Genomic DNA, 17,827 nt, shown 5'->3' with positions numbered 1-17,827 from the left:
CCTGCAACTAGTTCCACTGTGGGCGTACCGTTGAAATGTTCCTACAGGGAAGAGGTACGCATGCAGTTGGTGGTGCGCGGGACGAACGCCCCGCTCGTCGGAGAACTCGACATCCCGGTCTCGAAGTACCACGCGCACCGCGCGCTGGTGCTCGCGTCGCTGGCGAAGGGGACGAGTGTCGTCTCCGGGGTCAGCGCGACGCGACAGGTGGAGTGGACCGTGGGCACGCTCCGCGCGCTCGGCGTCGATGTCAAACGTCGCGGGAACGCGTACCACGTGACCGGGCTGGGCGGCCGGTACCAGGCGACCGACGTCGTGGACCACGGTTCGCGGGGTGCCGACGGACTGCTCAACATGGGGTCCTCGGGCACCACGCTCTACTTCATGACCGGGCTCGCCTCGCTGGCCGACCGCCCGATGACCCTGTCGGGCATGAAGTACTTCCAGCGCCGCCCGATCAAGGCGTTGCTCACCTCGCTGACGCAGATGGGGGTGGAGCTCGAGGCGACGAACGACTGCCCGCCCGTCACCGTGCAGCCCAGGCGTCCGCGCGGCGGCGACGTGACGATCGCCGGCACCCTGTCGCAGTGGGTGTCCGGGCTGCTGCTGGTGGCCCCGTTCGCCGAGCACGAGACCCGGATCCACATCACCGGCGGGCGGCTCAACGAGCAGCCCTACGTCGAGCTCACCGTGCGGATGATGCGGCAGTTCGGCCTGACGGTCGAAGTCTCCGACGACTGGCTCGAGTACCGGATCCCGGCGGGCCAGCAGGCCACCCCGTACGACTACGTGATCCCGCCCGACATCGGGTCCGCAGCGTTCGGCATCGCGGCGGCCGGCACCCGCGAGTCGAACGTGCTGCTGCGCGGCATGACGGCCACGACGACGGCCGAGACGGACCACCCGGAGAGCGAGTTCCTGGATCTCGCGACCGCGATGGGCGTGCCGATGCGGATCGACGAGGAGACCGGCTTCGTCCGGATCGAGCACGACGGGTCCCCGCTCCGGCCGCTCGACGTCGACTGCCGTCCGATCCCGGACCTGCTGCCCGTGCTGTCGACGATGGCCACCTTCGCCGACGGCACGAGCCGACTGTGGAACGTGGCGCACATCCGCCTGAAGGAGTCCGACCGGGTGGCGGCGATGCTCCAGCTGAACCGGATGGGCGGCCGTGCCGAGCAGGGCGCGGACGAGCTGCGGGTCACCGGCGTCGGCGCGGCCGGGTTGCACGGTGCGGCGATGTCCTCGTTCAACGACCACCGTGCTGATGTCCCTCGCGGTCGCGGCGTCGAGTGCAGACGGGGTGTCAGGCCTGACCTACCCGCGTGCCTACCGGATCTCCTACCCGACGTTCCTCGAGGCGATGAACTCCGTCGGGCTCGACATGTCCGTCGGTGACCGGCTCGCAGCCCAGGTTGCGCGGGACGACCGCATCGACGCCGCCGAGGCCGACGGGGTCCGCACGCACCTCGGCACGCCCCTCGAGACGTCTGCGGCGCCCGAGTCGACCGACCAGCCGGTCGCGCAGCCCGCCGCACAGCCCGCCGCCCCGCAGCCTGCCGCCGCGCAGCCCGCCGTCGCCGTGCCCGAGCTCGCCGGCGTCGACGCCGACCCGCTCGTCCTGAGCGAGCGGGTCCGTGCCCTGTCCCAGACCGACCCCGACGGCCTGGCCGTGATCGAGGTCGGCGGTGCGACCCCCGCGAACACCACGTGGAAGGAGCTGCAGGACGAGGCCGACCGGGTCTCCGCCCTGCTGCTCGAACTCGGCGTGCGCACGGGTGAATCCGTCGCGATGCAGCTGCCGAACTGGCGCGAGTTCGTGTCGATCACCCTCGGTGCGATCCAGATCGGCGCCGTCGCGACCCCGATCATGCCGGTGTTCGGTCCCCGCGAGACCACGATGACGCTGGCGCGCTCGAAGGCCCGGGTGGTCTTCCTGCCGAACGTGTTCCGGAAGCGCCGTCCCGCGCTCGAACTCCTCGACGTCATCGACGAGGCCGCCGCGCAGGACCGCCGCCTGTCGCTCGAGCACGTCATCGTGCTCCGCGCCGAGGCCCGCGGGCAGGGGGACACCCCGACGAACCAGCCGCCGCTGCCCGCCGACGCCCTGGAGCGGGTGGTGGCGAGCGACTGGCACTGGCGCTACTTCGAGAACGCCCTCGCCGCCGTGCACGTCGACGTCGACGAGATCGCGTCGCACGCTCCCGGCCCGGACGACGTGTGCCAGCTGCTCTTCACCTCCGGCACCACGGGGGAGCCGAAGGGCGTGCAGCACCCGCACCGCACGCTCGGGCTCGCGACCGCCATGCACGTGGCCCAGTCCGGTCTGACCAGCGCCGACCGCATCTACATCCCGTCGCCGCTCGCGCACCAGACCGGGTTCCTGTACGGCATGCTGCTGGCGTTCCGGCTCGGTGCCCCGCAGGTCATCCAGCCGGTGTGGGACGGCCGCGTCGCACTCGAGCAGGCGTTCGGCGTCGCCCGGGCGTCCTTCGTGCAGTGCGCGACGCCGTTCCTGACCGACCTCGTCGACCTGGTCGAGGCCGGTGCTCCGCAGCCCGAGTCGCTCCGGATCTTCGTGCCCACGGGCGCCGCGGTGCCCCGCGCACTGGCCCAGCGAGCGAGCACGGTGCTCGGCAGCGCCATCCTCGGCGCCTTCGGGACGAGCGAGACGTGTCTCGGGGCCCTGTCCAGCCCGAGCGACGACCCCGCCGACGCGTACGGTCACGACGGCCGGGCGCTGCCGGGCATCGCGATCCGCATCGTCGACGACGCGGGGATCGAGCTGCCCGCCGGGACCGAGGGCAACTTCGAGCTGCACTCGCCGACGATGTTCGCGGGCTACCTCGACCGCCCGGACCTGACCGACGACGTGTTCACCGCGGACGGCTGGTACCGGACCGGCGACCTGGCGAAGGTCGACGAGAAGGGCTTCCTGTCGATCACCGGGCGCGTGAAGGACGTCATCAACCGCGGCGGCGAGAAGATCCCCGTCGTCGAGATCGAGAACCTGCTGTACCAGCACCCGCTGGTCACGGACGTCGCGATCGTGGCGATGCCGGACGAGCGGCTCGGTGAGCGTGCCTGCGCCTGGGTCGTGAACGCCCGCGCGGACGAGCCGCTCGACTTCGCCGGGATGCAGCAGTACCTCGACACAGCCGGCGTGAGCAAGTACTACTGGCCGGAACGACTCGAGTACACCACCGAGCTGCCGCGCAACGCGGTCGGCAAGGTCCAGAAGAACATCCTGCGCGAGCAGGCGGCCGCGCTCGTCGCGACGAAGGAGAACGAGACACGATGACGATCGTCGAGCAGACGAGCACGGGCTTCGACGAAGCCGCCTTCCAGCAGCTCAAGGCCGAGGTCACCGAGTGGGTCCGCGGCCCCGGCGAGGCGTGGGCGGACGAGATCGAGCGCACCGGCCGGGTCGCCCCCGAGCTGTTCCAGGAGCTCAAGGAGAACGGGTGGCTCAGCCTCGCCGCCCCGACGGAGCTCGGCGGACGGGCGATCCCGTTCTCGCGCTACCTCGAGATCATGGAGGTCGTCTCCCGCTCGCACGCCTCCATCCGCATGCTCGTGCACGTCATCAACGGCACCTGGCGCGCGATGGCCCCCTACGCGACGCCGGAGCAGATCGAGCAGGTCGTCAAGCCGTCCGTCGCGGGCGACACGCTCGTCGCGTTCACCCTGACCGAGGCCACCGCGGGCACCGGAGCGGACATCCGCACGACGGTCCGGCGCGAGGGCGACACCTACGTGATGAACGGCGAGAAGCACCTCATCACGTTCGGGGTCAAGGCCGACCACTGGCTCATCGCCGCTCGGCTGGAGGGCACCACCGGCCAGGACGGCACGGTCGCGTTCCTGATGCCGAACAGCGGGCTGCCGGGTGCCGAGGTGATCGACGACTCCGACACCATGGGCATCCGCGGCACCGACCACGCGATCCTGCGCTTCACCGAGACCCCGATCCCGGCCAGCGCCCGCCTGGGCGCCGAAGGGCAGGGCCTCGAGGTCGCGCTCGGCGGCTTCCTGCTGCCGAGCCGGGTGTCCGTCGCGATGAGCGCCGTCGGCCTCGCCGAGCGGGCGAACGAGCTCGCCGTCGAGTACGCCAACAAGCGCGAGACGTTCGGCAAGCGGCTCTCCAGCCGGCAGGCGATCCAGTTCTACCTGGCCGAGAACTACGCCGACATCGCCGCCGCCCGCGCCCTGGTGCTCGAGGCCGCTCGCGCCTACGAGGACGACCGCCCCGACGCCGGCACCCTGTCCAGCGCCTCGAAGATGGTCGCGGTCGACATGCTCGCCCGGGTCACCGACAAGGCCCTCCAGGTGCACGGCGGGCAGGGTTACTGGAAGCGCAACGCCATCGAGCGCGTCTACCGCGACGCACGCGCGCAGCGCTTCGAAGAGGGCACCAACGAGATCCAGAAGCTGATCGTCGGCCGCGCCGTCGTCACCGGCCAGGCCGGGTTCTAGACCGCAACCAACCACCGGACCGGAGGCCCGTGGCGGGTCCGCCCCGTGCCTCCCGTCCGTCTCCCACTCACCTGAAGGACCGCAGTGACCGACAGCACCAACGCACCCATCGCACTCAGCTCGCCCATCGCACTGATCACCGGCGCTTCGCGCGGCATCGGCCGCCTGCTCGCGCAGAAGCTCGGCCAGCGCGGCGTCACCGTCGTGGTGACGTACAAGGGCAACGCTGACCTGGCCGAGGAGTCCCTCGCCGACGTCAAGGCGGCCGGCGGCGACGGCATCACGGCGCAGGTGGACATCGAGCAGCCGGAGTCGATCGACGCCCTGTTCGACCTGGTGCGCGACACCTACGGACGCCTCGACATGTTCGTCGCGAACGCCGCCGCCAGCGCGTTCAAGCCCGTCGCCGACCTCAAGCTGCACCACCTCGACCGCAGCTACGCCACGAACGCCCGCTCGTTCGTGCTCGGCGCCCAGCGCGCCGCGGAGCTCATGGACCGGGGTGGCCGCATCGTCGTCGTGACCTCGTACGGATCACTCCGGGCGTTCCCGACCTACGCCGCACTCGGTGCCGCCAAGGCGATGAGCGAGGCCTACATGAAGTACATGGCGGTGGAGTTCGGTCCGCGTCAGATCACCGTCAACGCGGTCAACGGCGGCCTCATCGACACCGACTCGCTCGAGTACTTCTACACGAAGGTCCCCGGCCAGGCGTCGATGGACACCGTGCTCGAGAAGCTCCCGCTGCAGCGCCCCGGGACGGCCGACGACATGGCCGACGCCGTCGACTTCCTGCTGTCGGACAAGGCCGGGTACATCACCGGGCAGGTGCTCTCGGTGGACGGCGGTCTGACGGTCATCGCCCCGCCGTACTGGTCGGACACGACGTCGCCCCTCCGCGACGCGGTGCTGCCGGCCGACGCTCCGGGCGCGGACACCGCAGAATAGGCGCATGAGCAGCGTCGCTTCCGCCCCCGTCGTGCCGGAGTCCCTCCGGACCGTCGCGTCACCCTGGACCCTCGGCCCCCTGCACCTGGCGAACCGGGTGGTGATGGGGTCGATGCACACCGGGCTCGAGGTGCACGACGACGGCGGAGCCGGCATGGCCGCCTTCTACCGCGAACGGGCGGCGGGCGGTGCGGCGTGCATCATCACCGGCGGCATCGCGGTGAACGACGAGGCCCGTGGCGGTCCCGACTTCGCGGTGTTCGGCGTCGGGGGAGCCGACGAGCGGTTCCGGGTGGCGGTCGACGCCGTGCACGACGAGGGCGGGACGATCCTGGCGCAGCTGTTCCACGCCGGGCGGTACGCGCTCGCGTCGGGCATGGTCGACCGGCACGGCGACCCGCAGCGGGTGGTGGCCCCCTCGGCCCTGCCGTGGGCGGCCGCCCGCGGTGTGGTGCCGACCGAGCTGACGTCGGCCGAGGTCGAGCGGACCATCGAGGACTTCGCCGCCGCGGCCCGCACCGCCCGCGCGATCGGGTTCGACGGCGTCGAGATCATGGCGTCCGAGGGGTACCTGATCAACCAGTTCCAGTCGCCGCTGACCAACCTGCGCGACGACGAGTGGGGCGGCGATGCGGAACGGCGTCGGCGCTTCGCGGTCGAGGTCGTCCGGGCCGTGCGCGCCGCGGTGCCCGAGCTCGCCGTGACGATCCGGCTGTCCGGCGCCGACCTGATGCCCGGCTCGTCGACCGAGGACGAAGTCGACGCGCTCGTGCACGACCTGCTGCCGCTCGGGCTCGACGGCATCTCGGTCGGCATCGGCTGGCACGAGTCCCGGACCCCGACCGTGCAGGCCTCGGTGCCGCACGGGGCCTGGCTGGCGTACGCGACACGGATCGCCGCGGTGGTGCGCGCGTCCCCGTACCAGGACGTCCGCGTGATCGCGTCGAACCGGATGACGGACCTGCGCGACGGTGAGGCCGTGCTCAGCGACGGCCTGATCGACGCCGTCGCGCTCGCCCGGCCGTTCCTCGCCGACCCCGCCATCGTGTCGCGCTCGCTCGCGGGCGGGTTCGCCCTGGTGAACACCTGCATCGGCTGCAACCAGGCGTGCCTCGACCGCTCGATCATCGGCGCACCGGTGTCCTGCCTCGTGAACCCCCGTGCCGCCCGCGAGGTGACCTTCCCCGCCCGGCCGACCGCGGACCCGAAGCGCGTCGACGTCGTCGGTGGCGGGCCGGCCGGGCTCGCCGCCGCGGTGGACGCCGCCCGACGGGGCCACGACGTCACCGTCTGGGAGGCCTCGGACCGCCTCGGCGGCCAGTTCGGCCTCGCCGCGCTCGTCCCGGGCAAGGAGGACTACGCCGCCACGGTGCGGTCCGCCCGAGCCGAACTCGCGGAGCGGGGCGCCACGATCCACCTCGGACGTCCGGCCACGGCTCGGGACCTCGTCGACAGCGACGCCGTCGTGCTCGCGGCCGGGGTCGTCCCGCGGAGCATCGACGTCCCCGGCAGGGACCTGCCGCACGTGCTGTCCTACGAGCAGGCCCTGCGGAACGGCGTACCCGAGGGCACCGTCGCGATCATCGGCGGCGGCGGCATCGGCGTGGACACCGCGGCGTTCCTGACCGAGTCGCCCGACGAGGTCGTCCGGGCCGCCGAGTTCGCGGCCCGCTGGGACCTCGACGTGTCCGAGGAGCTCGTCGGCGACGTGCCGCAGCGGCTCCCCGCGGCACGGCGCACCACCCGACCGGGGTCGCAGGTGACGGTGCTCCGGCGTTCGGGCAAGTTCGGCCAGGGGATCGGCATCACCTCGCGGTGGGTCGCGATCGGCCGACTGCGGGACGCCGGGGTGCGGATGGTCGGCGGCGTGCAGGAGTACCTGCGCATCGAACCCGGGGTGCTCTGGATCCGCGACGAGCACGGGGACGAGGTCGGCGTGCCGGCGGACACCGTCGTGGTCTGCGCCGGGCAGGAGCGCGCGACCGACGCCGAGGGCGACGCGCCTGACGGACTCGCCACGGGCCTCCAGGCCGCCGGCGTGCCGTACGCCGTCGTCGGCGGCGCGCGGGACGCACGGAGCGTGGACGCGGTCCGGGCGACGTCCGAGGCCCTCGAAGCGGTGCGGCGCCTCGCTCCGTAGCGAGTCGGCTCGCATCACGGCCGGGAATCTGCAAGAATGAACGGTCGAATCGCCGCAGCTCGACCCTCTATCCAGCTGTGAGCGATCTCTCTCGAGCTTTCGCCGTGTGTGCCCCCACGCCCGCGGTTCCAGTTCAACCACAACGAAAGCAAACAGGAGCAATTGTGGCTGTCAAGATCCGTCTGAAGCGTCTCGGTAAGATCCGTGCGCCCTACTACCGCATCGTCGTCGCCGACTCGCGCACCAAGCGCGATGGTCGTGTCCTCGAGGAGATCGGTCAGTACCACCCGACCGAGGAGCCCTCGGTCATCAAGATCGAGTCCGAGCGTGCGCTCTACTGGCTCGGCGTCGGCGCGCAGCCGACCGAGCAGGTCGCGGCCCTCCTCAAGCTGACCGGCGACTGGGCCAAGTTCAAGGGCGAGAAGGACACCGAGTCCAAGGTCAAGGTCGCCGAGCCGAAGCCGGCCTTCCAGGTCGACTCCTCGAAGAAGGCCGTGCTCAAGCCGAAGTCGGAGAAGACGGCTCCCGCCGCCAAGGCCGACGACGCCGAGACCGCCGACGAGACGACCGAGGCGTAGTCCTTGCTCGAATCCGCGCTGACGCACCTCGTCAAGGGGATCGTCGATCACCCTGACGACGTGCGCGTCGCCAGCTCCACCTCCCCACGCGGCGAGGTCCTCGAGGTGCGCGTGCACCCCGAGGACCTCGGCCGCGTGATCGGTCGCGCCGGGCGCACCGCCAAGGCGCTCCGCACCCTCGTCACGGCCCTGGCCGACGGCAAGCGCGTGCGGGTCGACGTGGTGGACACCGATTCCTAGGGAGACGACCCAGCTCCGGGTGGGTCGGATCACGAAGGCGCACGGGCTCAAGGGCGGCATCAAGCTCGAGCTCTACACCGACGACCCGGATCGTCGGTTCACCCCGGGCGCCACCTTCACGCTCCAGGTCCCCGACGACTCACCGTGGTCGGGCAAGACCCTCGAGCTGGACGAACTCCGCTGGTACAACGGTCACCCCGTCGCGTTCTTCGCCGGGATCGACGACCGCACCGCGGCTGAGTCCCTGGCGCGCATCATCCTCTGGGTCGAGCAGGACGCCGATGCCGAGACCGGTGAGGACGACGCCTGGTACGACCACCAGCTCGTCGGGCTCAAGGTCCTGCGTGACGGCGTCGAGGTCGGCACGGTCGCCCGTGTGGACCACATGCCCGCCCAGGACCTGCTCGCGATCGACACGCCGTCCCGCGGCGAGGTCCTCGTGCCGTTCGTCTCGGCCATCGTGCCGGCGGTCGACATCGCGGCCGGTACCGTCACGGTCACGCCGCCGCAGGGGCTGTTCGAGGACCCCGAGGACACCTCGCGCCCCGAGACGGTCACGGACTAGTCCCCGTGCGGATCGACATCGTCACGATCTTCCCGGAGTTCTTCTCCGTGCTCGACGTGTCCCTGCTGGGCAAGGCCCGCTCCGGCGGACTGCTCGACCTGCACGTGCACGACCTGCGGTCGTGGACCACCGACCGGCACCGCACCGTCGACGACACCCCGTACGGCGGTGGCGCCGGCATGGTGATGAAGCCGGAGCCGTGGGCCCAGGCGCTCGAGGCGCTCTTCCGGCCCGACGGCTCGTCGACCCTGGTGGTCCCGACGCCGGCCGGCACGCCCTTCACGCAGTCGATCGCGCGGTCACTCGCGTCGACGTCGGAGCACCTCGTGTTCGCCTGCGGGCGGTACGAGGGCATCGACGCCCGCGTCTTCGAGTGGGCGTCGTCGCGCGCCACCGTGGTCGAGCTCTCGCTCGGCGACTACGTGCTGAACGGCGGCGAGGTCGCTGCGATGGCGATGATCGAGGCCGTCGGACGACTCGTCCCCGGCGTCGTCGGCAACCCCGAGTCGCTGGTCGAGGAGTCCCACGAGGACGGCCTGCTCGAGTACCCCTCGTACACCAAGCCCGCGTCGTGGCGCGGCCTCGACGTCCCCGACGTCCTGCTCAGCGGGCACCACGCCCACGTCGGTGCCTGGCGGCACGAGCAGCAGCTGGAGCGGACGCGGCGCGTCCGTCCGGACCTGCTGCCGCCCGCCTGACCGGCTCGCGCGTCTGACTGCTGGACGAGTTTCGGGCTGAGCGACACTCCTCGCGGTTCGTTCCGCGTGAACTGTCGCTGAGCACGAAACCGAGCCCCGCCGTGTCTGCCTGGAGGCGCGGGGCGGGCCCGCACCGTGCCTCCAGTCCGTCAGGCGGTCAGGTCGGCGCGCTGGGCGCGACGCAGGGTCAGGACCTCGGGGCCGGCCTCGGTGACCGCGACCGTGTGTTCGACGTGCGCAGCACGCGAGCCGTCGACGCTGCGCAGGGTCCAGCCGTCGTCGTCCTGGTAGAGCTCGTCGGTCGTCTGCATGAGCCACGGCTCGATCGCGACGACCAGCCCCGGTCGGAGCTTCAGGCCGCGACCCGGACGGCCGTCGTTCGGCACGTGCGGGTCCCCGTGCATGGTCCGACCGACGCCGTGCCCGCCGAACTGCAGGTTCACGTCGTGACCGGCCTCGTGTGCGACGTGACCGATGGCGTGCGAGACGTCGCCGAGCTTGTTGCCGGGAGTCGCCTGGGCGATGCCGGCGGCCAGCGCTCGCTCGACCGTGGCGATCAGGGCCTGGTCCTCGTCGCGCGGCGTGCCGACCTGGACGCTGACGGCGGAGTCCGCGACCCAACCGTCGACGCTCGCGGCGAAGTCCAGGCTCACCAGGTCGCCGTCCTGCAGGGTGCGGTCGTGCGGCAGGCCGTGCAGGGCGGCGTCGTTGACCGAGGTGCAGAGGTTCTTGCCGAACGGCGACATGCCGAACGACGGGTGGTAGTCGACGTAGCAGCTCTCCGCCCCGCGTTCGGCGATCATCCGGGCCGCGACGCGGTCGAGGTCGAGCAGGTTGACGCCGACGTCGACGGTCTCGAGCAGCTCGTCGAGGACGTCGGCCACGAACCGGCCGGCGACGCGGAGTCCGTCCAGCTCGGCGGGGGTGCGGAGTTCGATCATGGGTCCATCCTCGTCGTTTTGTCTCCTGGGCTCTCTGTGGCAGTATTGAACGCTGTGCCCTGGCTGGACTCTGCCACGGGGGAGTCGCCGACACCGGGCACGCACCACCACTTTCCGAACCTTCGATCCGCGGCGACCCGTGCGCGTCCGCAGAGAGTGAAACCCACCATGAGCCAGCTCCTCGACAACGTCGACGCAGCATCGCTGCGTACCGACGTCCCGGACTTCCGTCCCGGCGACACCATCAAGGTGCACGTCAACATCATCGAAGGCACGCGCTCGCGTATCCAGGTCTTCCAGGGAGTCGTCATCGGCCGTCAGGGCCACGGCATCGGCGAGACCTTCAAGGTCCGCAAGGTGAGCTTCCAGGTCGGCGTCGAGCGCTGGTTCCCGGTGCACTCGCCGATCATCGACCACATCGAGATCGTCACCAAGGGTGACGTCCGTCGTGCGAAGCTCTACTACCTGCGCGAGCTCCGCGGCAAGGCGGCCCGCCGCAAGATCAAGGAGAAGCGCGACGCCTGATCGCCTTCACAGTGAACGTCCGCGAGCCGGACGGCGCTGCGAGCCCCTCGTCCATGTACGGTTGTGCATCGACGGGGGGCTCTTCCCATTGCGGGGAGTCAGTGGTTCGAACGAGAGCGGAAATGACGGACACGACAGAGGATTCCGGGCGCAGGCCACGTGCCGAGAAGCAACGGAACGGAGTCCTCACATTCCTCCGCGACCTCGTCATCATCTTCATCGCGGCGCTGCTCGTGTCGTTCCTGGTCAAGACGTTCCTGATCCGGTCGTTCTACATCCCGTCGGCGTCGATGGAGAACACGCTGCAGATCAACGACCGGGTGATCGTCAACGAGCTCGTCCCCGGCGCGGTGGCGCTGAAGCGGGGAGACGTCGTCGTCTTCAAGGACCCGGGCGGCTGGCTCACCGGGTCCGAGGTGCCGAGCGTCACGCCGGACACCCAGCCTGCGAAGGCCATCGACTGGGCACTGACCCAGGTCGGTCTCGGCACCGGTGACAGCGACGACCACCTGATCAAGCGCGTCATCGGTCTGCCCGGTGACAAGGTGTCCTGCTGCAACGACCTTGGGCAGATGTCGGTGAACGGTGTGCCGATCAAGGAGCCGTACCTGAAGCTCCCCGCCGGTGCCCCGGCCTCGGCGACCGACTTCTCGGTCACCGTGCCGAAGGGCACCATCTGGGTGATGGGCGACAACCGGAACGACTCGAAGGACTCCCGGTACAACGGCGACACCCCGTCGAAGGGCTTCGTCCCGATGTCCGACGTCACGGGCCGCGCGTTCGTCATCTCGTGGCCGGCGAGCCGCTGGACGTGGCTCGACGACCACCCCGAGGTGTTCGCCGGCGTGGAGGAGCGCGACGAGTGACCGCCGTCCGCCCGTCGCTCCGGGTCGAGAAGCGTCTGCTCGCCGAGGGCCGCGTGACGGTCATCGGCATGGACGAGGTCGGCCGTGGCGCCATAGCCGGTCCGGTCGGCGTCGGTGTGGCCGCGGTGACGCTCGACATCGGTCGTGTGCCCCAGGGGCTCGCGGACTCGAAGCTGCTGTCGGAAGCGCGCCGCACCGACCTCGTGCCCGTCGTGCAGCGCTGGGCACGCACGGCGGTCGGCATGGCATCGGCGGACTTCGTCGATCAGCAGGGCATCGTCCCTGCTCTCGGCGCAGCCGGTGCGCAGGCGCTCGACTCCCTGGTCGCCGACGGGGTGTCCCTCGACGGCGCGGTGGTGGTGCTCGACGGCTCGTTCGACTGGTTGAGCCGCGCCCTGCCCACGTCGCTCCGTCCGGCCGCCGATCCGCTCGAGGTCGTCGTCCGGGTCAAGGCCGACCGCGACTGCGCCTCGGTGGCCGCGGCGTCCGTGGTGGCCAAGGTCGCTCGTGACGCGCTCATGATCTCCGCGCACGACGAGGCTCCGCACTACGGGTGGGTGTCGAACAAGGGCTACGGGTCGACGGCGCACTACGACGCGATCCGGGCGATCGGGGTGCACGCGCTGCACCGGAAGTCGTGGCTGCACCAGGCCTCGAGCGTCGCGCTGGACGGGTTCGACGAACTCGACGCCCTCGCCGCTTGAGTGCGTCGTCCGCACGAGCCTCCGTCGCCGTAGACTGTGGGCGCAATGGATGAGGACGAATTCGACGACTACGACCGCGAGGTCGAGCTGGCCCTGTACCGCGAGTACCGCGACGTGGTGTCGCAGTTCCGTTACGTGGTCGAGACGGAGCGCCGTTTCTACCTGGCGAACGAGGTCGAAGTCGTGCGCCGTGACACGGAGCACGACTTCTACTTCGAACTGACGATGAACGACGTCTGGGTCTGGGACGTCTACCGTTCCGATCGGTTCGTCAAGGGTGTCCGGGTACTCACGTTCAAGGACGTGAATGTCGAGGAACTCACGACGCGGGAACTCGAACTGCCGAAGGAACTCGCACTCGACGAGTGATCGTCAATTTACTTTCTCCTGCTTCTTTCTCGGGGAATCGCCGCTGATCCGGACCGCCGGGGAATTGTGCGCGCTATTCTGATGGGGAAATAACCGCCCCACGAACAGGAGCACCCCATGGCACAGAAGGTCACCGTCCAGCTCGTCGACGACCTCGACGATTCCCCCATCACCACCGGTGAAGGCCGGACGGTCGAATTCGCGTTCGACGGCTCGTCGTACGAGATCGACCTGTCAAACGACAACGTCGACAAGTTCCGCGAGGCGATCTCCGACTACATTGCCGCAGCGCGCAAGGTCTCCGGTCGTCGCACCGGCGGCGGTTCCGCCCCGAAGTCCGCCCCGAAGCGTGGCAACTCGGAAGAGCTCGGCAAGATCCGCGAGTGGGCCAAGGAGAACGGGTACGAGGTCTCGTCCCGCGGCCGCATCTCGACGCAGGTGCAGGAAGCCTACGCAGCAGCGCACTGACGCTCGTCGCAGCAGGACCCGGGTGATCTCGATCGCCCGGGTCCTTCTTCTTTCCTCCACAGAGGGCAATTCGCCCGTGCTGATTCCACAGACTCTCCGACTCCGCCGATCGGGGCGTTCGTTCCGGAGATCGTTGTCGTGGAGGCAACGACATGGAACAAGACGTGCAACGTCCACCGGGGCGGTCGCTCCGGAACGGTCGACTCGGACGATTCGGTGAAGAACGAGCGGTGGTCTGGCTCGAAGCGCGGGGATTCCGCGTGCTCGAACGGAACTGGCGATGTGCCCGCGGCGAGATCGACATCGTCGCGTGGGATTCCTGCACGCTCGCGTTCATCGAGGTGAAGACCCGTTCCGGGGCCGCGACCGGCCACCCGTTCGAGGCGATCACCGCTGCGAAACTCACCCGGATGCGACGACTCGTGCCCGAGTGGTTCGACGCGCATCCCGAGGTCTCGGCGCTCGCGGTCCGGGTGGACGTCGTCGCGGTCCACGTCGACGGGCCCCGCACCGTCGTCGAGCACCTGGCGGGTGTGCTGTGACCGGCATCGGGCGCGCTGCCGCGGTCGCGCTCCTCGGGGTCACCGGTCGACGCATCGAGGTCGAAGCGCACCTGACCAGCCAGCTCCCGGCGTTCAGCATCATCGGTCTGCCCGACACCTCGTTGGGTGAGGCACGGGAACGTGTGCGATCCGCGGCGGCGAACGCGGGGTGCCCGCTGCCCGCCCGCCGGATCACCGTGAACCTGACCCCGGCGGCGATCCCGAAACGCGGTTCGGGGTTCGACCTCGCCATCGCGATGGCCGTGCTCGCCGGTGCCGGTCTCGCGTCGGACGTCTCGGAGCGCATCGTCTACATCGGCGAGCTCGGCCTCGACGGGCGGGTGCGTCCGGTCCCCGGCGTGATCCCGATGTTGATCGCCGCGCGCGACGCCGGTGTGGACCGCGTCGTGCTGCCCGTCGGCAACCTGACCGAGGCCCGTGTGGTCGGCGGGGTCCGGATCCGGGGCGTGGACTCGTTGCGGGCGGCGGCGATCGACGCCGGGGCGCTCCTACCGACGGTCGAGGTCGACCCGGTGCTGCCGGTCCCGGTCACGGCTGTGCCGCGTCCCGTGGCCGAGCTGTCGGACGTCGTGGGGAACCCGGTCGGCGTCCGAGCACTCATCGCCGCGGCGGCCGGTGGACACCATGCCCTGCTGCTCGGGCCGCCGGGCGCCGGCAAGACCATGCTCGCCGAACGGCTGCCCGGGTTGCTGCCCGACCTCGACGACGAGACCGCGCTCGAGGTCGCCGCCGTCCGGTCCGTCGCCGGGCTGGGCCCCGCGTCGTGGAGCACGAAGCCACCGTGGGAAGCCCCGCACCACTCCGCGTCGGCGGTCTCGCTCATCGGCGGCGGATCCGGGGTCCTGCGCCCCGGAGCCGTGTCGCGCGCCACCGGGGGCATCCTGTTCCTCGACGAGGCACCGGAGTTCCCGCGGGCCGTGCTCGACGCGCTCCGGCAACCGCTCGAGTCCGGGCGGATCACGATCCACCGTGCGGCGGGAGCGGCCGAGTTCCCCGCACGCTGCCAGGTCGTCCTGGCGGCGAACCCCTGTCCGTGCGGCAATGCCGGTGGTGCGCACGGGCAGCCGTGCGAGTGCTCGCCGAGCACCGTCCGCCGGTACCTCGGCCGCATGTCCGGGCCGCTGCTCGACCGGATGGACATCCGGGTGCTGGTGCCCCGGGTGACGACGGGTCGGATGCGGGACGCGGACGGCAGCACCCCGACGACGGCGGTCGCGCGTGCGGCGGTCGCGGCAGCACGAGCCCGCATGGCGGAGCGACTGCACGGCACAGGATGGACGCGCAATGCCGAGGTCACCGGGACGTGGCTCCGAGCCGAGGGGCGAATTGAACCCGGGTCGACGGCGGACCTCGACCGCGCACTCGACCTCGGGACCCTGACGATGCGCGGGTGGGACCGTGTGATGCGCCTGGCGTGGACACTCGCCGACCTCGACGCGGTGGAGCGGCCAACAGCTGCGCACGTCCGGGGTGCCTTGGCCCTGCGGAGCGCGCTGTGATGCCGGCGGGCACGGAGCTCCTCGACATCGTGGCTCGCCTGCTCGGGCCCATCGGTGCCGCGGTGGATCCGGTGCAGGCCGCGGCACGGGTTGCCTGGTCGGCCATCGTCGAACCGGGGGACTCCGTCGCCGGAGAGCTCGTCAACGGCCTCGGACCCGAGCGCGCGCTCGGTGCGGTGCTGCTCGCCGCGGACGAGGACTTCGATTCGCTGCTGGGATGCTGCGTCGACGCCGAGGTGCCGGGTGCCGAGGACCCAGCGGTGCTGCTCGGCGTGCTGCAGACCGCGGTGGAACGCTGGCGGCCCCGATTGGCCGCTGTCGAGGTGGGCGACGTGCTCGCGGCGGCCGGCGCGGTCGGTGCCGGACTGCTGGTCCCCGAGAGCGACGGGTGGCCGCCCGCGATGGACGACCTCGGGCCGCACGCCCCGGTGGTCCTCTGGACGCGCAGCACGGGTGCGCGCCTCGGCGACGGGATGCCGGCGCTCGGGGTCGTGGGGTCCCGGGCGAACACGGTGGCCGGTGCTGAGGCCGCGGCGGAGATCACCTCGACGGCGGCTGACGCCGGATTCCGCATCGTGAGCGGGGGCGCCTACGGCATCGACGCGGTGGCGCACCGTGTCGCCGTCGCCGCCGGAACGCCCACTGTCGCCGTCCTGGCCGGTGGCATCGACCAGCTCTATCCCGTGGGGAACGCGCAGCTGCTCCACAACGTGGCGCGACAGGGGACGTTGCTCGCCGAGTCGGCTCCGGGGACGCGACCGACGCGGTGGCGTTTCCTCGCCCGGAACCGGCTGATCGCCGCGCTGGCCGACGTCACGGTCGTGGTCGAAGCGGGCGCCCGGTCCGGGGCGCTCAACACCGCCCACCACGCCGCACAGCTCGGCCGGCCGGTGTTCGCGGTCCCGGGAGCGTTCGCGTCCTCGGCATCGGTCGGGTGCCACCGGCTCATCGCACAGGGGCGGGCGCAGATCGTCGTGCACCCCGGCGATCCGGTCGCGGCGGCGAGACCGGCGACCGGGACGAGCGGGGGAGCGGTGCCGGACGAACCGCTCCTGTCCGGACGGCAGGACCCCGAGGTGCTCCGGGTGCTCGACGCGCTCGGTCGTCGCGCTCTGCCTGAAGCCGAGATCGCCCGTCGGGCGGGCATGTCGACGGCCGACGTCGCCGACGCGCTCGCCCTGGCGCAGCTGCAGGGACTCGTCGTCGCGAGCGGCGGCGGGTGGGGCCGGGCATGACGGTCGACAGCCGTACGCTGACGTCGTGGTTGCGCGGACGGACGGTCGACTGGTGGTGGCGGTGGACGCCTTCCTCGGGCATGCCCGGCACGCGCGGGGCCTCAGCGAGCAGACCCTGCGCGCGTACGCCAACGACCTCGAGCAGCTCGTGGCGTTCGCCGACACCCGAGGGGTCGACCGCGTCGCCGACGTCGAGCTCGAGCTCCTGCGTGACTGGCTGTGGGACGCCGACCACCGGGGGCTCGCCCGGTCGACGATCGCTCGGCGGTCCTCGTCCGTGCGGGCGTTCACGCGTTGGGCGAGCGAGACCGGGGTGACGACGACCGACGCCGGGGTCCGGCTCCGTGCACCGAAGGGCGGGGCGCACCTTCCTCGCGTCGTGTCAGCCGACCAGGTGCGCACTCTGCTCGACGGGCTCGGTGCCCGAGCGGCGACGGACGACCCGACGGCGCTGCGGGACCTGGCCCTGGTCGAGCTCCTGTACGCGGCGGCCATCCGGGTCAGCGAACTCGTCGGGATCGACGTGACCGACGTCGATCGCGGACGCCTGACCGTGCGGGTGCTCGGCAAGGGCGGCAAGGAACGCGTGGTGCCGTTCGGGGTTCCGGCGCGGGACGCACTCGAGGCGTGGCTCGAGCGCGGACGGACCGCCCTCGCCGCACGGGCGGAGGGACCTGCAGGCACGGCGCTGTTCCTCGGCGACCGTGGCGCCCGACTCGGCGTCCGCAGTGCCTACCGCGTGGTGGCGCGGTTGCTCGGTGACCTGCCGGGCGAGGGCCCGAGCGGGCCGCACACCTTCCGGCACACCGCGGCGACGCACCTGCTCGACGGGGGAGCGGACCTGCGCGCGGTGCAGGAGCTCCTCGGTCACGCCAGCCTCGGCACGACGCAGATCTACACGCACGTGTCGTCGGCGCGGCTGCGCGAGGTCTACCGGACGGCGCACCCGCGCGCCTGACGGTGCGCCGACGTGTGTCCCGGTCGGTTCCCGGTCAGTTTCCGATCGGTTTCC

At 71.2% G+C, this 17,827-nt stretch carries 19 protein-coding genes; 18 read left to right on the top strand and 1 reads right to left on the bottom strand.

What is annotated here, in order from left to right; all coding sequences use genetic code 11:
* The first annotated feature begins 60 nt into the window (after positions 1 to 60).
* The 9 genes from DEJ20_RS11565 (at position 61) to trmD (ending at position 9,645) form a co-directional block, all read left to right on the top strand.
* Positions 61 to 1,398, top strand: a complete 1,338-nt coding sequence (locus DEJ20_RS11565; protein WP_258377264.1) for a 3-phosphoshikimate 1-carboxyvinyltransferase — start codon at positions 61 to 63, stop codon at positions 1,396 to 1,398.
* Positions 1,364 to 3,301, top strand: coding sequence for an AMP-binding protein (locus tag DEJ20_RS11560; RefSeq protein ID WP_349815007.1), 1,938 nt, complete (start codon positions 1,364 to 1,366; stop codon positions 3,299 to 3,301). Before DEJ20_RS11565 ends, DEJ20_RS11560 begins: the two co-directional genes overlap by 35 nt.
* Positions 3,298 to 4,476 (top strand): acyl-CoA dehydrogenase family protein, encoded by a 1,179-nt coding sequence (locus DEJ20_RS11555; RefSeq protein WP_111236499.1) that lies wholly within the window; start codon positions 3,298 to 3,300, stop codon positions 4,474 to 4,476. The genes DEJ20_RS11560 and DEJ20_RS11555 overlap by 4 nt, the downstream gene beginning before the upstream one ends.
* 84 nt (positions 4,477 to 4,560) lie before the next feature.
* A complete protein-coding gene (locus DEJ20_RS11550; RefSeq protein ID WP_111236498.1) occupies positions 4,561 to 5,424 on the top strand; it encodes an SDR family oxidoreductase in 864 nt (287 codons plus the stop codon).
* Between the two features lie 4 nt (positions 5,425 to 5,428).
* Entirely contained in the window at positions 5,429 to 7,564 is a 2,136-nt protein-coding gene (locus DEJ20_RS11545) for an oxidoreductase (RefSeq protein WP_111236497.1), read from the top strand.
* 164 nt (positions 7,565 to 7,728) lie between these two features.
* A complete protein-coding gene (gene rpsP, locus DEJ20_RS11540) occupies positions 7,729 to 8,142 on the top strand; it encodes a 30S ribosomal protein S16 (protein ID WP_027465884.1) in 414 nt (137 codons plus the stop codon).
* Positions 8,143 to 8,145: 3 nt separating this feature from the next.
* Positions 8,146 to 8,382 (top strand): RNA-binding protein, encoded by a 237-nt coding sequence (locus DEJ20_RS11535; RefSeq protein ID WP_017888258.1) that lies wholly within the window; start codon positions 8,146 to 8,148, stop codon positions 8,380 to 8,382.
* Positions 8,383 to 8,401: 19 nt separating this feature from the next.
* The gene (gene rimM / locus DEJ20_RS11530) at positions 8,402 to 8,947 is read left to right on the top strand and encodes a ribosome maturation factor RimM (protein WP_171907871.1); all 546 of its coding nucleotides are present in this window, start codon (positions 8,402 to 8,404) and stop codon (positions 8,945 to 8,947) included.
* Between the two features lie 5 nt (positions 8,948 to 8,952).
* On the top strand, positions 8,953 to 9,645 hold the full coding sequence (trmD, locus tag DEJ20_RS11525; protein WP_111236496.1) for a tRNA (guanosine(37)-N1)-methyltransferase TrmD: 693 nt from the start codon (positions 8,953 to 8,955) through the stop codon (positions 9,643 to 9,645).
* 149 nt (positions 9,646 to 9,794) lie between these two features.
* Here the strand turns inward: trmD and map are convergent, their stop codons facing one another.
* Positions 9,795 to 10,586, bottom strand: a complete 792-nt coding sequence (gene map, locus DEJ20_RS11520; protein ID WP_111236495.1) for a type I methionyl aminopeptidase — start codon at positions 10,584 to 10,586, stop codon at positions 9,795 to 9,797.
* Positions 10,587 to 10,754: 168 nt separating this feature from the next.
* Between map and rplS the strand changes: the two genes are divergently transcribed.
* The 9 genes from rplS to DEJ20_RS11475 all read left to right on the top strand — a co-directional run bounded on the left by rplS (position 10,755) and on the right by DEJ20_RS11475 (position 17,773).
* Complete coding sequence (gene rplS / locus DEJ20_RS11515) at positions 10,755 to 11,111, top strand: 50S ribosomal protein L19 (protein ID WP_017888254.1); 357 nt, start codon at positions 10,755 to 10,757, stop codon at positions 11,109 to 11,111.
* 122 nt (positions 11,112 to 11,233) lie between these two features.
* Positions 11,234 to 11,977 (top strand): signal peptidase I, encoded by a 744-nt coding sequence (gene lepB / locus DEJ20_RS11510; RefSeq protein ID WP_027465880.1) that lies wholly within the window; start codon positions 11,234 to 11,236, stop codon positions 11,975 to 11,977.
* Positions 11,974 to 12,681 carry a ribonuclease HII gene (rnhB, locus tag DEJ20_RS11505; RefSeq protein ID WP_181431640.1) on the top strand — a complete coding sequence of 236 codons (708 nt, stop codon included), beginning with the start codon at positions 11,974 to 11,976 and terminating at the stop codon, positions 12,679 to 12,681. The genes lepB and rnhB overlap by 4 nt, the downstream gene beginning before the upstream one ends.
* A 45-nt stretch (positions 12,682 to 12,726) precedes the next feature.
* Positions 12,727 to 13,050 carry a DUF2469 family protein gene (locus tag DEJ20_RS11500; RefSeq protein WP_111236494.1) on the top strand — a complete coding sequence of 108 codons (324 nt, stop codon included), beginning with the start codon at positions 12,727 to 12,729 and terminating at the stop codon, positions 13,048 to 13,050.
* Between the two features lie 117 nt (positions 13,051 to 13,167).
* Positions 13,168 to 13,518, top strand: a complete 351-nt coding sequence (locus DEJ20_RS11495) for a histone-like nucleoid-structuring protein Lsr2 (RefSeq protein WP_017888250.1) — start codon at positions 13,168 to 13,170, stop codon at positions 13,516 to 13,518.
* A gap of 152 nt (positions 13,519 to 13,670) precedes the next feature.
* A complete protein-coding gene (locus DEJ20_RS11490; RefSeq protein ID WP_111236493.1) occupies positions 13,671 to 14,060 on the top strand; it encodes a YraN family protein in 390 nt (129 codons plus the stop codon).
* The gene (locus DEJ20_RS11485) at positions 14,057 to 15,580 is read left to right on the top strand and encodes a YifB family Mg chelatase-like AAA ATPase (RefSeq protein ID WP_111236492.1); all 1,524 of its coding nucleotides are present in this window, start codon (positions 14,057 to 14,059) and stop codon (positions 15,578 to 15,580) included. The genes DEJ20_RS11490 and DEJ20_RS11485 overlap by 4 nt, the downstream gene beginning before the upstream one ends.
* Entirely contained in the window at positions 15,580 to 16,815 is a 1,236-nt protein-coding gene (gene dprA, locus DEJ20_RS11480) for a DNA-processing protein DprA (RefSeq protein ID WP_111236491.1), read from the top strand. The genes DEJ20_RS11485 and dprA overlap by 1 nt, the downstream gene beginning before the upstream one ends.
* Before the next feature lie 25 nt (positions 16,816 to 16,840).
* Positions 16,841 to 17,773, top strand: a complete 933-nt coding sequence (locus DEJ20_RS11475; RefSeq protein ID WP_111236490.1) for a tyrosine recombinase XerC — start codon at positions 16,841 to 16,843, stop codon at positions 17,771 to 17,773.
* Positions 17,774 to 17,827: the final 54 nt, after the last annotated feature.

The sequence above is a fragment of the Curtobacterium sp. MCSS17_005 genome, assembly GCF_003234225.2.
Taxonomy (GTDB): Bacteria; Actinomycetota; Actinomycetes; order Actinomycetales; family Microbacteriaceae; genus Curtobacterium; species Curtobacterium flaccumfaciens.
This window is presented reverse-complemented; position numbering and strand designations above follow the sequence as displayed.

Coding starts and splice junctions, on each gene's coding strand:
- DEJ20_RS11565 (WP_258377264.1), top strand. CDS start 61: ATGCAGTTGGTGGTGCGCGGGACGAACGCCCCGCTCGTCGGAGAACTC.
- DEJ20_RS11560 (WP_349815007.1), top strand. CDS start 1,364: ATGAACTCCGTCGGGCTCGACATGTCCGTCGGTGACCGGCTCGCAGCC.
- DEJ20_RS11555 (WP_111236499.1), top strand. CDS start 3,298: ATGACGATCGTCGAGCAGACGAGCACGGGCTTCGACGAAGCCGCCTTC.
- DEJ20_RS11545 (WP_111236497.1), top strand. CDS start 5,429: ATGAGCAGCGTCGCTTCCGCCCCCGTCGTGCCGGAGTCCCTCCGGACC.
- map (WP_111236495.1), bottom strand. CDS start 10,586: ATGATCGAACTCCGCACCCCCGCCGAGCTGGACGGACTCCGCGTCGCC.
- rplS (WP_017888254.1), top strand. CDS start 10,755: ATGAGCCAGCTCCTCGACAACGTCGACGCAGCATCGCTGCGTACCGAC.
- lepB (WP_027465880.1), top strand. CDS start 11,234: ATGACGGACACGACAGAGGATTCCGGGCGCAGGCCACGTGCCGAGAAG.
- DEJ20_RS11500 (WP_111236494.1), top strand. CDS start 12,727: ATGGATGAGGACGAATTCGACGACTACGACCGCGAGGTCGAGCTGGCC.
- DEJ20_RS11495 (WP_017888250.1), top strand. CDS start 13,168: ATGGCACAGAAGGTCACCGTCCAGCTCGTCGACGACCTCGACGATTCC.
- DEJ20_RS11490 (WP_111236493.1), top strand. CDS start 13,671: ATGGAACAAGACGTGCAACGTCCACCGGGGCGGTCGCTCCGGAACGGT.
- dprA (WP_111236491.1), top strand. CDS start 15,580: ATGCCGGCGGGCACGGAGCTCCTCGACATCGTGGCTCGCCTGCTCGGG.